Annotated in this window: 15 protein-coding genes; 6 read left to right on the top strand and 9 right to left on the bottom strand. The window is 59.0% G+C overall.

All coding sequences use genetic code 11. The features are described from left to right. Positions 1-14: 14 nt before the first annotated feature. The 4 genes from BM364_RS01555 to BM364_RS01540 all read right to left on the bottom strand — a co-directional run bounded on the left by BM364_RS01555 (position 15) and on the right by BM364_RS01540 (position 2,851). The gene (locus tag BM364_RS01555) at positions 15-305 is read right to left on the bottom strand and encodes a DUF2218 domain-containing protein (RefSeq protein WP_092419988.1); all 291 of its coding nucleotides are present in this window, start codon (positions 303-305) and stop codon (positions 15-17) included. A gap of 39 nt (positions 306-344) precedes the next feature. Further along, positions 345-893 (bottom strand): TetR/AcrR family transcriptional regulator, encoded by a 549-nt coding sequence (locus tag BM364_RS01550; RefSeq protein ID WP_092419984.1) that lies wholly within the window; start codon positions 891-893, stop codon positions 345-347. A gap of 21 nt (positions 894-914) precedes the next feature. Further along, complete coding sequence (locus BM364_RS01545; protein ID WP_092419981.1) at positions 915-2,357, bottom strand: NAD(P)/FAD-dependent oxidoreductase; 1,443 nt, start codon at positions 2,355-2,357, stop codon at positions 915-917. A gap of 137 nt (positions 2,358-2,494) precedes the next feature. Next, positions 2,495-2,851: a winged helix-turn-helix transcriptional regulator gene (locus BM364_RS01540; RefSeq protein WP_092419978.1), complete on the bottom strand. Its 357-nt coding sequence runs from the start codon at positions 2,849-2,851 to the stop codon at positions 2,495-2,497. Positions 2,852-2,987: 136 nt separating this feature from the next. Here BM364_RS01540 and BM364_RS01535 point away from each other — a divergent pair, with 136 nt between their 5' ends. Together BM364_RS01535 and BM364_RS01530 are read left to right on the top strand one after the other, a co-directional pair. Continuing rightward, on the top strand, positions 2,988-3,599 hold the full coding sequence (locus tag BM364_RS01535) for an NAD(P)-dependent oxidoreductase (RefSeq protein WP_092419975.1): 612 nt from the start codon (positions 2,988-2,990) through the stop codon (positions 3,597-3,599). A 27-nt stretch (positions 3,600-3,626) separates the two neighbouring features. Beyond that, on the top strand, positions 3,627-4,097 hold the full coding sequence (locus BM364_RS01530) for a nuclear transport factor 2 family protein (RefSeq protein ID WP_092419970.1): 471 nt from the start codon (positions 3,627-3,629) through the stop codon (positions 4,095-4,097). Between the two features lie 147 nt (positions 4,098-4,244). Here BM364_RS01530 and BM364_RS01525 read toward each other — a convergent pair whose 3' ends face one another. The 5 genes from BM364_RS01525 to BM364_RS01505 form a co-directional block, all read right to left on the bottom strand. Next, on the bottom strand, positions 4,245-5,042 hold the full coding sequence (locus tag BM364_RS01525) for an ABC transporter permease (RefSeq protein WP_092419967.1): 798 nt from the start codon (positions 5,040-5,042) through the stop codon (positions 4,245-4,247). 2 nt (positions 5,043-5,044) lie between these two features. Then, entirely contained in the window at positions 5,045-6,217 is a 1,173-nt protein-coding gene (locus BM364_RS01520) for an ABC transporter permease (protein ID WP_092419964.1), read from the bottom strand. Positions 6,218-6,278: 61 nt separating this feature from the next. Next, positions 6,279-7,316 carry an ABC transporter substrate-binding protein gene (locus tag BM364_RS01515; RefSeq protein WP_425284863.1) on the bottom strand — a complete coding sequence of 346 codons (1,038 nt, stop codon included), beginning with the start codon at positions 7,314-7,316 and terminating at the stop codon, positions 6,279-6,281. Between the two features lie 49 nt (positions 7,317-7,365). Further along, positions 7,366-8,454 (bottom strand): ABC transporter ATP-binding protein, encoded by a 1,089-nt coding sequence (locus BM364_RS01510; RefSeq protein ID WP_425284862.1) that lies wholly within the window; start codon positions 8,452-8,454, stop codon positions 7,366-7,368. A gap of 33 nt (positions 8,455-8,487) precedes the next feature. Continuing rightward, positions 8,488-9,036, bottom strand: coding sequence for a VOC family protein (locus BM364_RS01505; RefSeq protein WP_092419961.1), 549 nt, complete (start codon positions 9,034-9,036; stop codon positions 8,488-8,490). 268 nt (positions 9,037-9,304) lie between these two features. Here BM364_RS01505 and BM364_RS01500 point away from each other — a divergent pair, with 268 nt between their 5' ends. Genes BM364_RS01500 through BM364_RS01485 form a run of 4 tightly spaced genes read left to right on the top strand, consistent with a single transcriptional unit; the run spans position 9,305 to position 12,926 of the window. Further along, complete coding sequence (locus BM364_RS01500) at positions 9,305-10,225, top strand: fumarylacetoacetate hydrolase family protein (RefSeq protein ID WP_092419958.1); 921 nt, start codon at positions 9,305-9,307, stop codon at positions 10,223-10,225. Then, entirely contained in the window at positions 10,222-10,632 is a 411-nt protein-coding gene (locus tag BM364_RS01495; RefSeq protein ID WP_092419955.1) for a carboxymuconolactone decarboxylase family protein, read from the top strand. Before BM364_RS01500 ends, BM364_RS01495 begins: the two co-directional genes overlap by 4 nt. A 5-nt stretch (positions 10,633-10,637) precedes the next feature. Then, on the top strand, positions 10,638-11,438 hold the full coding sequence (locus BM364_RS01490; protein WP_175528416.1) for a MoaF C-terminal domain-containing protein: 801 nt from the start codon (positions 10,638-10,640) through the stop codon (positions 11,436-11,438). A 15-nt stretch (positions 11,439-11,453) separates the two neighbouring features. After that, positions 11,454-12,926 carry an aldehyde dehydrogenase family protein gene (locus tag BM364_RS01485; RefSeq protein ID WP_092419949.1) on the top strand — a complete coding sequence of 491 codons (1,473 nt, stop codon included), beginning with the start codon at positions 11,454-11,456 and terminating at the stop codon, positions 12,924-12,926. Positions 12,927-12,934 lie beyond the last annotated feature (8 nt).

The raw sequence follows: 12,934 nt of genomic DNA, 5'->3' as shown, positions 1-12,934 counted from the left end.
AAGTGCTGACAGGATCAGCCCGGCTGCCAATCGAAGATTAGCTCCTCGCGAAAGCCAAAGCGGGCCAGATGCTCGGCGACAACTCGCTCCAATCCTGGCAGATCGCCGCTATCTTCGATCGAAACCTGAACGCGCAGTTGTGTCCGGCTGGCGGCAAGTTCGACCGTGCCCTCGCCATCGCCAAAATCAATGCTGCCCTCTTCAGGCGTGAAATCAACGGTGAACCGGTGGCTCCAGTGCTTGCACAATTGCTGAAGATAGCGACTGGCGTTTGCCGTTTGGACATAGGCGGTCGAGCTTTTCATGATACGCGATCCTGTGAGTGTCAGGCGTTGGAGAAGTGGTTAAGCGGGCCGCTGCAGGGTTGCCAAAGCATGTTCAACCACCGAATGCCACTCGTCGTGATCCGCAGGCACAAGGCCAAGTCCTTGCAGCAGGAACAGCCCCTCGATCGCCAGGATAGCTTGCCTGATGTCGCGGCCGCGTGCCGTCGTGTCATCGAAGTGCCTGAAGATCGCGCGGTAAAAATCACGGCCAGGCGCTGATACATCGGGGGCATAGGAAAGAGCGGTCATCAGCAGGGATGCGGTGCGCAGATGATCTGCATCCTGGGTCAGGATTTCGGTCACATAGGCGCCAAGAACCGCCTCCGGTGAGCCATCGGTCAGGTCCGCCAACGCCCCCCAGTCCTTCAAAAAGCGTTGCAGTTCTCGCTCGAGAGCCGCAGCAATCAGCATCTCTTTCGAAGCGTAGCTGTAAACCAAGCCACCCTTGCTTATACCTGCGCGCTCGGCCACTGCATCGAGCGTGAAACCGCGCCCTCCACTTTCCACCATCACAGCTTCAGCAGCATCAAGAATGCGGTTGCGATCAATCTCTCTGGGGCGTGGCATGACATTTCCTCGAGCTGAGAATTAGTGCCGGAACACGTATTCCGATCCGTCGCTAAAGCGGTTCAGCCTGTAGATGGCCGGGTCCACGATAGTGGTTTCACCCGCGATCATCTGAGCGACAAGCTCACCGGAGGCGGGTGCGGTGGTGAGGCCATTGCCCGAAAATCCAGTGATCACGAAGAGCCCCGGAACATCGGGCACTTCGCCGATGTACTGGGTCGAATCCGGAGTGGCATCGATCATCCCCGCCCAGGTTTCAAGCACGGTGGCTTGATCATACTGCGGGTAAGCGCGACGCAGATTGGCGAGCGCAAGACCGGTCTCGGCGGTGTCCACATTGGCTGACAACATCCGCACGTGTTCGAAAGGCGAGACTTCATCCGCAGACCAGTGCGACGGAATATGAAGGGACGCAAAGAAGTCGCTTGATGGTCGGACCTTGATCAGACCACCTGAGTGCTCGAGCGCTGGCATGAAGTCGAAAAGGTAACGGAAGCTATCCCGCGTGATGGGCGACACATTGCTCGAAACGCCTACCGCCGTTTCGCCATTGGCCATCATGCGCCAGGCAAAGTCGGGACCATAGCCGGCACCGGGCAGAGCGCCCGCAACCCGACTGATGCGCTGCATCGACGAGTTGATGGCCAACTGCGCAAGCTTGACCCCAGCATTGCCTGCAAAGAGCGATGACCAGGCTCCCCCTGCGATGACCACAGCCTTGGCGCGAATATACCCCGCCTCGGTATGGACGCCTGCTACTCGACCCGCTTCGCGTTCGATGGTCCGGGCGGCAACGGGGGCCACGATGCGAACGCCTTCTCGAATGGCACCCCGGGCAATGCGCGAAACGGACCATGTGGGTTCCGCGGTGCCGTCGCTGGCCTGGTAAAGGGCTGCGGTATAGCTCTCTGAAGCGCCGGGGATGAGCGCGTCGAGTTCAGAGCCGGTTACGATGCGGGCGTCCATCTGCGGCTGAACCTCAAGAGCGTTCCGGAGCCACTCGGCACTGCCTTGAACGTCATCGTCCGTTGCCAGTAGCGAGAAATTGCCGGATTGGCGAAAACCGATGTCTTCGCCAAAGCGCTCTGCAAAGCCTTGCCAGATAGTTTTGGATCGATTGGTCAGCTCCAGCTTGCCCAGATCCCAGCCATTGGAATAAATCCATCCAAAAGCCCGGCTGGACTGCTCGCCCGCCACCACGCCCTTCTCAAGAACGACGGTGCTGAGGCCACGTTCGTTGAGGAAGAGAGCCGTTGAGATACCGGCAATGCCGCCCCCGATCACGACCACGTCGGCCTGTGAAGGAAGCTCACGCACGGTTTGCACCGGCTCAGCCATTGGGACATGCGAGGGCATCCGCCATCCCGGTGTTGATCCGAAATAGGCTCCGGCCGCGCCGCCGACCAAGGCACCACCAATAGCGCTGGCACCACCGATAAGAACATTGCGTCTGGAAATAGCCATCTCAGCTTCCTCGAACAGTGCGCGGCCGATTTGCGGATCGGCTTTGCTTCAACGAGGGCTCATATGCGACTGCCCAGTCGGAAACTCAACCAGCTTTTGCTGAACGGTGGTTTCCTGAAGAATGAACAGTGCCGCCGCTATCGCGTGGAGTAGCGCTTCCGAGCCTCGACGACAGCGCGGTGATTGGTATCCGCCCAGCTGATCAGGGTTTTCAACGGCAACAGAAAAGACGATCCAAGCGGTGTGAGTGAATATTCAACCCGCGGGGGCACCTCTGGATAGAGCACCCTTGCGATAAAGCCGTCCTGCTCAAGGCGCCGGACCGTCGTAGACAGCATCTGTTTAGAGATATCGCCAACCGCTCGCATGAGCTCGTTGAAGCGCAAGGTGCGGCCATCAAGTGCTTCCAGAACGAGCAGGCTCCACTGGTCGCCTATCCTGTCGAGCACGTCGCGGATGGGACAAGGCTGTTCGAATTCGATATCGGCAACCACGAGTTCCGCCTCCTAGATGCAAGGTCAGTCCGGCCTGACCAGGTCTGCAAAATGTGACTTCTTGTGAACTTCAGGAAAGCGGTTCACGGTATGAATTCCAGACCAAGTCTAGAAATCATACCAAGGAATTTGTGTTATGTCGAAGATTGTTCTCATTGGCGCTTCAGGGAATGCCGGTTCGCGCATCCTCAAGGAGCTTTCGGATCGAGGCCACATCGTTACCGCGATTGCGCGGAACGCAGACAAGATCGAAGCATTGCCCAACGTCACTTCCGTGTCGGGCGATCTTTACGACACCGAAAAATTTGCAGAACTGCTGGCAGGACACGACGCGGTCATCAGTTCGGTCATGTTTGTGTCGAGCGACGCTCAGAGCCTGATCGATGCCGTTCGCAAGTCGGGTGTGAAACGCTACCTCGTTGTTGGTGGCGCAGGCAGCCTGGAAGTTGCTCCCGGTCAGCGCGTCGTCGATCAGCCTGGGTTCCCTGAAGAGTATAAGGGTGAAGCTCTTGGCGGTGCCAAGTTCCTCGACGCTCTCAAGTCGACCGATGATCTGGACTGGACCTTCCTCTCCCCATCGGCTGAATTCGTCCCAGGCGAGCGCACCGGCCAGTTCCGTTTAGGCAAGGATACACTCTTGTCCAACGAGAATGGCTCGAGCATCTCGTTCGAAGACTACGCGATTGCGCTGGTCGATGAGTTGGAGAACCCTAAGCACACGCGTGAACGCTTCACCGTGGGTTACTGAGCGCTAGCGCGGAAAGGGAACATGCAAATGTCGTTCATCAGATCCATGCTGGTCTTCAGCGCAATCGCGACGGCCATTTCGGTAGGCTCTGCTTTCGGCCAAGACATTCAGCGCGACCTTGGCGCTGAAGAGGTAAATCGTACCATTGTGGTCGATTTCTACGACAGCTTCTTCAACGACCACGATACGACCGGCGCAAGCGAAGTGATCGCGGAAGATTACATCCAGCACAATCCCGAGGTGCCGGATGGAAAGGAGCCATTCGTGTCGTATTTCACGGGCTTCTTCGCCGAAAACCCCGAGTCCCGTGCCCAGATCGTGCGCAGCGCCGTCGAAGGTGACCTTGTTTGGCTCCACGTTCACTCGACCAATGGTCCTGAGGATCAAGGGCAAGCCGTGATCGATATTTTCCGGCTCGAAGATGGCGTCATCGTTGAGCATTGGGACGTCATCCAGGATGTTCCCGCTCAAGCGGCAAATGCGAACACCATGTTCTAGTCAGACGTCCTGCAAGCTACGGGCAAGGATTGAGATCCTTGCCCGATCTGCGGCGCAACTCGCCTTGTCTTTCCCTGTCGTATTCGGCGGCGACCCTTTGAGAAGTGAAGGATTTGCTGCCATGATTTCCGATCGCAACTACGGGCACTAGCCAGCGACCTTTCTCTTTGCACCGACGAGATTAAGGGCAACAAGCAGGCCGGCTGAAATTGCGATTATGATGGTGGCGACAGCCAGAACGCTCGGATCCAGATTTTCGCGGGTGCCGCTAAGCAACTCCCGTGGCAGCGTCTTCTGATCCGGACCAGTGATCATCATGGCGATAACGACCTCATCGAATGATGCGGCAAAGGCGAAGATGGCGCCTGATACGATGCCCGGAAGAATGAGCGGCATGGTGATGGTCCGGAAGACGACAAAGGGAGTTGCCCCCAAGCTGCTCCCTGCCCGCTCGAGCCTACGATCGCGCTGGCTTGCTACAGCGTTCACCGAGACAAGGACATAGGGAACTGCAATGGCGCTATGTGCGAGGATCAGCCCAAGAAGAGAGTTTGCCAAGCCCATGGGAGCGAAGAAGAAATAGACCCCCACTGCCGTGATGATGACCGGAACAATCATCGGTGAGATCAGGATCGCCATGACCACCGATTTACCAGCAAAGTGCAGACGGTCGAGACCTAAGGCAGCGGCTGTGCCAAGTGGAACCGAGAGTGCGACCGTTGCGGCAGCGACAATCATCGAATTGCCGATAGAATTGAGCCAGCGAGGCGTCGAAACCACCGCCTCAAACCATCGCGTGGACAAACCGGTCATCGGATAGGACACGATCGACCCCGCATTGAACGCCAGGGGTATGATGGCGAATAGAGGCAGCAGCAGAAACAGCAGCACCAGAATTCCAGCGAGGCGGGTAAGAACCGTCCAGAACTTCATGCTGTCGAACATGGCTAGACTCTCACCCGTTCGACGCCGACGAGGCGCACATAGAGCAGATAAAGGATGACGGTAACGATCAGCAGTCCACCTGCCAGCGACGCGGCGAGACCCCAGTTCAAGGCCTGGAGCGTATTGTAGGCGATGTAGAAAGGCAGCATCTGATCGCCCTGCCCCCCGAGCAGTAGTGGAGTGATGTAGTAGCCAAGCGCCAGGATGAAGACCATCAGCCCACCGGCCGAGAGCCCGGGCAGGACTTGCGGCAGATAAACCCGGAAAAAGCCACTGAGCGGCCCGCCTCCCAAGGACCGTGACGCCTGCATTTGCGACTTCGGCAGCGACTTCATCGCCGCATAAAGCGGCAAGACGGCATAGGGCAGCAGCACATGGGTCAGCGCGATAAGCACCCCGGTGCGATTGTAGATCAGGTCCAGTGGCGCGTTGGTGATGCGCAGGGCCATCAAGATCTGATTGAGAATGCCGTTTTTCTGCAGAATGACCAGCCACGAGGTCGAGCGCACCAGCACCGAGGTCCAGAGCGGCAGCAGGAGGGTCAGCATCAGAAGTCCGGCCAAAGGACCGCTCACTGAGGAGAGCAAATAGGCTGCAGGCATCGCGAGAAGCAGGCAGATGGCCGTTGCTGAGATGGCGATGACAAAGGTGCGCACGAGCACATTGACGTAGAGGCCGCTATCTGGCCCGCCGTCCATACCAAGTGCGGTCAGCACATGGATGTCGGTGAAGGGGCCACGCGCTTCGGCAAGGGCATGCCAAATCTTCGCCTGCCCCCAGGCCGGCTCGATCGACACAAGAGTGTCCTGCCAATTGGTTATGGAGCTTGCATCATCGGGGAGGCTGCGGGCCGTCGAGGACAGTACCGTACGCCATTCGGCCGAGGCGTAGCCCAGTCGTCGCGCCGCGGTCCCTGCCGTACGATCCTCGCGGGCTGCGGCAAGATCGGCGGCAACCGCCGCAAACGCCTCTTCGTCCGGCAAGGTTTCGCCGTCCCAGGAAGCCAGCGCAATGACACTCCGGGGCATGATCGCCGCCAATTCCGTGTCACTGACCGACAGAACCAGCATGCGGCCGAGCGGCACGAGAAAGGTGAAAGCCAAAAAGATGACCAGCGGCGCGATCAGGGCTAGTCCGACAATGTTAGAGCGCATCGCGGCACTGTCGATGGTCATGGCGAAACCTCATCGCAAATTAGGCAAGGCGGCGGCCTTTCTCCGGCCACCGCCATGCAGGCTACTGGCTCGACCAGGAGGCGAAGCGCTCGTTCAACGCGTCGATATTGCGGATCCAGAAGTTGGCGTCGATCTTGATGCCTGCTTCAAGGTGTTCCGGTGATGTTGGCAGGGTTTCGGCAAGCTCGGCAGGCAACTGCGCTTGAGCCTCGACATTGCCGACGCCATAGCCAAGCTTGCTCGGCCATTCGACCTGACGATCAGCCCGTCCGAGAAAGTCGAGCAGCTTGATGGCATTGTCCTTGTTGGGCGAGCCGCGCAGGATCACCCAGCTATCGACATTGAGAGCACCGCCCTCCCACATGATCCGGAAATCGCGGCTGTTCTCGAGATTGGCGGCAGCGACGCGTCCATTATAAGTGGTGGTGAAAGCAACTTCGCCAGAACCGAGGAGCTGCATCGGCTGATTGCCCGACGTCCACCAGACGATGTCATCCTTTATGGAATCAAGCTTGGCAAAGGCGCGGTCAACACCTTCCGGCGTTGAAAGCACTGTGTAGACATCGGCAGGCGCCACACCATCGGCCATCAGCGCAAACTCGAGGTTCATCTTCGGGCCACTGCGGAACGCACGCTTGCCTGGATATTTGGCAGTATCGAAGACATCAGCCCAGCTCTGCGGCCCTTCCGGGAACACGGCCCCGTCATAGGCTGCGACGATGGCCGCGATATTTGCGGGAACGCCGCATTCGGTGACGCTACCTTCGATGTATTGATCGACGCCGCCCACGAGAGCAGGGTCGATGACTTCAAAGAGGCCCTCCTCGCACCCTAGCGCTTCTTCCTCGGCTTCGACCTCAACGACGTCCCAGTTGTTGGCGTCGCCTGCCTCGATCTTGGTGCGAAGAACACCGATGCCGCCATCCCAGCTGTCTTCGGCAAGCGGAATACCGGTTTCCTCGCGAAACGGGTCGAAATAGACCTCGCGCTGCGCGTCTTGGAAAACCCCTCCCCAGGACACGACCGTCAGATCGCGGGCTGCTGCCGGTGCGATGGCGGCCAGCAAGGCTGCTACGGCGACCACTGTGTGTTTCATCATGATAGTCTCCCTTGAAACGCTCTCCCTAAGAGCGGGACGCATGGTCCTGTTACCGATCCGCGAGGATGCGGCATTCCCTGTCTGAAAATTTCACCTGCACCATGTTCCCCGGCACCGGCGGCGTCGGAATGGTGCCCGAAAGTTTAAGTTTGAGGAGGCCAATTCCCTCGGCCTCCACATCGAGGCGATAGCAATCGCCGAGATAGGTGCATTGCTTGACCTTGGCCGGGATGGCAGAGGCATCTCCCACCTCGGCGAAAGCGATCCGCTCCGGTCGAAGCGCCAGAAAGGCCCTTTCGCCAATTAGCGGTCTATTGGGCGCATCCGCCTCGACGAGGCGTCCATTATCGAGACGGATGCTGGCGCTCACACTGCCAACCGCTTCGATCCGCCCCGGCACAAGATTGTTCTCGCCGATAAAGCCGGCAACAAAAGTCGTGCAAGGATCGCGATAAAGCCCCTCAGGTGTATCGAGCTGTTCGATGCGCCCCTTGTTGAAGACTGCAATCCGATCCGAGAGGGTTAGCGCCTCCGATTGGTCATGGGTGACGAACACCATGGTGATCCCAATCTGCCGGTGCAGCGCCCGCAACTCTTCCTGCATCTGTTCGCGCAGGTTCTTGTCGAGGGCCCCAAGCGGTTCATCGAGCACGATAAGCCGCGGCTTGAACACCATGGCCCGCGCCAAAGCTACACGTTGCTGCTGACCCCCGGAAAGCTGACCGGGCCTGCGATGCCCCTTATCCGCCAGATCAACCGTCGCCAGAACGCGCGCAACCTCCGCCTCAACCTCGGCCCGCCCCATACCGCGAACCCTTAAGGGGTAAGCAATATTTTCAGCCGCTGACATATGCGGGAAGAGCGCGTAGTTCTGAAACACCACGCCAATTTCACGCTTATGCGCCGGCAGGCTCTCGATGCGCTTGCCGTCGATCTCGATAGTGCCGCTGCTGGCCGTCTCAAAGCCGGTCAACAACATCAGCGTCGTGGTCTTGCCCGACCCCGATGGGCCGAGCAGGGTGAGAAACTCGCCTCTGGCAATGTCGAGGTCGAGGCTCTGCACTGCCGTGAAGTTATTGTATGTCTTGGTGACGCCCCGGAAACGAACGATCGGGGTCTGCTCACGTGTCATCGACATATCTCACCCTTGGTCGTTGGTGACGGGACCCCGTCAGGAGCGCGCTCGCTTGGCCGCGGCTTCACGCTCATTCTCAAACGCCTCGAAATCAAAGGTTTCAAGCTCGATTTCTTCGATGGGCGGATAGGGGCGAGCGATGCCATCCCAGCCGATCTGGTCGATGCTCCAGTAGAATTCGAGCAGATTGCCATCGGGGTCGCGACCATAGAAGCGCGGCTGGTTACCCGGACCGCCCTTGCGAGCATTAACGATTGGATGCCCTTGCTCTTCAAAGCGCTTGTAGAGGGCCAGCAGGTCGCTCGAGCTATTCATCTCGAAGGCGATGTGATGCAGGCCGAATGCGTGCTCCTTTGGCGGCTCAACCGCATTGCGCAAGGTGAAGATCGACAAACAATGGTGATTGGAGTCGCTGCGGACGAAAGATCCAGCGAGCACCGCCACGCCGTGGCCGACTTCGTCCTCGCCATATTCGAAATGCTCGGTCAGGCGCATGCCGAGGACCTCGGTATAAAACTTTACCGTGCGCTCCATATCGCGCACCGCGATACCCACATGGCCGACCCGGTTGACTCGTAAGGTCATCTCTTTCCCCTGATCCGATTATCGGACTTAGTTAATCCGTTATTCGACGCTATTTCGAGTTTTGCATTTCGTCAAGATGGCTAGACCAAAGTCGCATCGCGGCATAACGGCAGACATTTTCGCTTTCTACAACAGAGACTTACAACCTCCCCGAGCCTGCGCCCCACAAACAGCATTTTGTGTTGACGGGAAGAAATTATAGCCATATCAAATTCGCATATCGGTTTTTTTAAGTCCGATAATCGGGCTAACTTGGGAGATTGAATGCATGACCAGGCTCGTAACCTACTCGACAGGAAACGGCGCAAGGCTTGGCAGCGTCAGGGATGGCATGATCCTCGACCTCGCCCTCGCTGCCGACCATCAGAGGTTTGAAAACACTGGTTGGACCAAAGACAGCCTTGCCTTTCTCGAAGCCGGGGATGAAGCCTGCGAACAACTCAGAGCGCTTACCGCGTCAATCAAGGCCCTTGGTGATGACGCCGCCCGCAAGGCTGGCCTGCTTGTCGCCGAAGCCGATGTGCAGGTGTTGCCACCCATCCAGAAGCCGCCCAAAATCCTCTGCGTCGGCCGCAATTACGGAAAACACGCTGCCGAAGCCGGTCGGCCGATCTCGGAAATCCCGATCATCTTCTCGCGATTTGCTAAAACGCTTGTCGAGCAGGGTGGGAACGTCGTCGTTCCGACAGTGTCGGAACAGCTCGACTGGGAAGGCGAACTCGCCGTCATCATTGGCAAGGCTGGACGCCATGTCCGCCGTGCCGATGCAATGGATTACGTCGCTGGCTATTCCATCTTCAACGACGTGACGGTGCGCGACTACCAGTTCCGCATTACCCAATATACCGCTGGCAAGAATTTCTCGCGCTCAGGTCCGTTTGGTCCCTATCTCGTGCTCACCGACGAGGTCGCCGATCCGCACAACCTCGACATCAAGACCCGCCTTAACGGCGAAATCGTCCAGGACGGCAATACCGAGGAAATGCTCTTCGATATCCCGGCAATCATCGAACACCTCTCCGAGTTCATCGAGCTCGAACCCGGTGATGTCATACCCATGGGCACGCCGGCCGGTGTTGGCTTCACCCGCACCCCACCGCGCTTCCTACGCTCCGGCGATATCATCTCTGTTGAAGTCGAAGGGCTCGGCACGTTGACCAATCCCGTTATCAACGAGGCAGACGCATGAGCAAAACCGAGCAGTACGAACGTGGGCTGCAGATCCGGAAGGATGTGGTGGGCGCCGAATATGTGCAGCGCGCCTATGACAAGGCCGGCGACTTTGGCAAGGATTTTCAGGATCTCGTAACCGAGTTCTGCTGGGGCGGAAGTTGGGGACGAGACGCGCTCACCAAGCGCGACCGTAGCCTTCTTAATCTCGCCATCATCGGCACTCTGGGCCGTAGCGCCGAGTTTTCCCTCCATGTGCGAGGCGCCCTTCGCAATGGCGTTACCACAGATGAAATCCGCGATACGCTGATTCACCTGTCGATCTATTCCGGCATTCCTGCCGGCGTCGAGGCCTTTCGCATCGCACAAGAGGTGCTTGCTGAGTGGAACGCCGACAAAACCCAATCCGAACCGCAGAAGGGCTAAACGCCGTGAGCCAGATTGCTGAAAACTACAAGCGCGTCGACACTGTCACGCCCGACAAGCTGTTTCCCGGGCACGATGCCCTGCGCCCCGACGCCACGCTGACCCTTGTCGGCCAGACACTAGAGCTGCACTTCGAAGGCCGGACACCCGTGTCTTATACCTTTGACGAGAAGCGCGTGCGCTGGACTTCAAACCCCTCTGCCAATGTCGCCTATCCCATTGGCGAAGCCGCTTACGAAGCTATCGAAGTTGGCCACGGCCTCCTTGCCGCCACCATCAATCACACCGAAAGCGTCTCCAACGATCTGATGATCGTCGATCTCGCGCAAAAGCGCGTCCTCGTCGTACATTCCGTCATGATCGGGGGCACCTCAACCATCGCCGAACGCTCGATCATCCTCGAAGCCGGCATCGGCGCGCCGCTCGCCCGCCCCTTCCCCAAGACCGCCGAACTGGTTGGCAAGCGCATCCACTGGTCTTACGGTCCAACCCATTTCTTCGAGCACATCTATATCGAGCCCGAACTTTATTGCTGGCACGGGATCACCGGACCCGAGGGTGGCATGGGCGCTGTTGAACCGACCTCGGTTCGCAAGATCGAGGATAACCTCTATCTGTTCACTTGGTCCGACCGCGGCACGCCGTTCAACGGCGCCTTGGTAATTGATCTCACCGGCAAGCCACGCTCGGCCGGGCGCCTCGTTGGCTGGGACCCGGAAAAGCGCGAGATCAGCCAGATCATCGTCGGCGCCACCGGTACGCTGGTCAACACCACAGATTATTCGGCCGCCTTCCAGAACAAGTAAGCCTAGAGCAAGACCATGACCGACCTGAGTGACTCCGCCCGGCGCCTTCCTCCCGGACACCTCTTCATTGCCGGTCAATGGCGCCCTGCCGAAAAGGGGGCAAGTCTGCCCGTGATCAATCCCAGCACCGAACAGGTGTTGGGAACAATCGCCGCGGCCAGCGCGAGCGATATCGACGCCGCCGTGCGCGCCGCCAGGGAACAGTTCGAAACTGGCGAATGGTCCCGCCTCTCGGGCGAAGATCGCGGTCGCCTCCTCTGGCGCCTCGCCGACCTCATCGAAGCCAATCGCGAAAACCTCGCCTTCCTTGAAGCGACCGATATCGGCCGCCCCTATTTTGAACCCTACGAGTTCGAAGTCCCCCTCGCCGCCAGCACTTTTCGCCATTTCGCGGGCTGGGCCGACAAGCTGACCGGGCAAACATTTGCCCTTCCAGACTTCGCTGGACGCCCCCGCCATTCCTATACGCTCCGACACCCGATCGGCGTCGTCGCCGCGATCACGCCCTGGAATGCTCCCACAATGATCGCCTCGTGGAAGTTGGCAACCGCGCTGGCTGCCGGCAACACTGTCGTGATCAAGCCGGCCGAAGACGCCTCTCTCAGCACAGTCCGATTGGTGCAGCTCATCGAGGAAGCAGGTTTTCCCCCTGGCACCGTCAATCTCGTGACCGGCATTGGCGCGGTCGCCGGCGAAGCCCTCATCCGCCATTCAGGCGTTGATAAGATTTCCTTCACCGGTAGCCCCGGCGTCGGCCGTCACATCGCCTCCATCGCCGGCCAGTCCCTCACCAAGGTCGCCCTCGAACTCGGCGGAAAATCACCTCAGATCGTGCGCGCCGATGCCGATCTTGACCTCGTCGCCTCAGGCGCCCCGATCTCCTTCTTCGCCAATCAGGGCCAAACCTGCGCTTCGGGCAGCCGCCTGCTTGTTCACCGCAGCATTGCCGAAGACCTCACCGAGCGCCTCGTTGCCGCCGCCCGATCCATCAAGGTCGGAGACCCCTTCGACCCCACAACGCAGATGGGAGCCCTCGTCAGCGCCAAGCAACTGGAGCGCGTCGCGGGATACGTCCAAAAAGGTCTTTCAGAAGGCGGCAAGCTGCTCACCGGGGGCAGTCGTCTTGATGCCCCCGGCTATTTTTTCGCCCCAACCCTCTTTGGTGGTCACAATGACCTGGCCATTGCCCGTGAAGAGATTTTCGGTCCTGTCGGCACGATCATCACCTTCGATACCGACGAAGAAGCCCTGCGCCTCGCCAATGCCACTGACTATGGCCTGACTTCGGTGGTTTGGACGCAGGACCTCGCGGCAGCAAATGCCTATGTGCAAAAGCTCAAGGCCGGTTCGGTCTGGGTCAATGCCTGGGGCCCACCCCACCCGTCCCTGCCTTGGCTCGGAGTCAAAACCAGTGGCCTTGGCGAAGAGCTCGGCCGTTCAGGCCTTCTCGCCAATACGGTCGAAAAGACCGTCTCCATCGTCGCCTGACAAACCCG

Source organism: Devosia crocina, from assembly GCF_900116545.1.
Classification (GTDB): domain Bacteria; phylum Pseudomonadota; class Alphaproteobacteria; order Rhizobiales; family Devosiaceae; genus Devosia; species Devosia crocina.
This window is presented reverse-complemented; position numbering and strand designations above follow the sequence as displayed.

Bases quoted from the DNA above. Each gene is read 5' to 3' on its own strand.
- BM364_RS01535 (WP_092419975.1), top strand. From the start codon at position 2,988: ATGTCGAAGATTGTTCTCATTGGCGCTTCAGGGAATGCCGGTTCGCGC.
- BM364_RS01500 (WP_092419958.1), top strand. From the start codon at position 9,305: ATGACCAGGCTCGTAACCTACTCGACAGGAAACGGCGCAAGGCTTGGC.
- BM364_RS01555 (WP_092419988.1), bottom strand. From the start codon at position 305: ATGAAAAGCTCGACCGCCTATGTCCAAACGGCAAACGCCAGTCGCTAT.
- BM364_RS01510 (WP_425284862.1), bottom strand. From the start codon at position 8,454: ATGTCGATGACACGTGAGCAGACCCCGATCGTTCGTTTCCGGGGCGTC.
- BM364_RS01520 (WP_092419964.1), bottom strand. From the start codon at position 6,217: ATGACCATCGACAGTGCCGCGATGCGCTCTAACATTGTCGGACTAGCC.
- BM364_RS01495 (WP_092419955.1), top strand. From the start codon at position 10,222: ATGAGCAAAACCGAGCAGTACGAACGTGGGCTGCAGATCCGGAAGGAT.
- BM364_RS01530 (WP_092419970.1), top strand. From the start codon at position 3,627: ATGTCGTTCATCAGATCCATGCTGGTCTTCAGCGCAATCGCGACGGCC.
- BM364_RS01515 (WP_425284863.1), bottom strand. From the start codon at position 7,316: ATGATGAAACACACAGTGGTCGCCGTAGCAGCCTTGCTGGCCGCCATC.
- BM364_RS01525 (WP_092419967.1), bottom strand. From the start codon at position 5,042: ATGTTCGACAGCATGAAGTTCTGGACGGTTCTTACCCGCCTCGCTGGA.
- BM364_RS01550 (WP_092419984.1), bottom strand. From the start codon at position 893: ATGCCACGCCCCAGAGAGATTGATCGCAACCGCATTCTTGATGCTGCT.
- BM364_RS01485 (WP_092419949.1), top strand. From the start codon at position 11,454: ATGACCGACCTGAGTGACTCCGCCCGGCGCCTTCCTCCCGGACACCTC.
- BM364_RS01505 (WP_092419961.1), bottom strand. From the start codon at position 9,036: ATGACCTTACGAGTCAACCGGGTCGGCCATGTGGGTATCGCGGTGCGC.
- BM364_RS01545 (WP_092419981.1), bottom strand. From the start codon at position 2,357: ATGGCTATTTCCAGACGCAATGTTCTTATCGGTGGTGCCAGCGCTATT.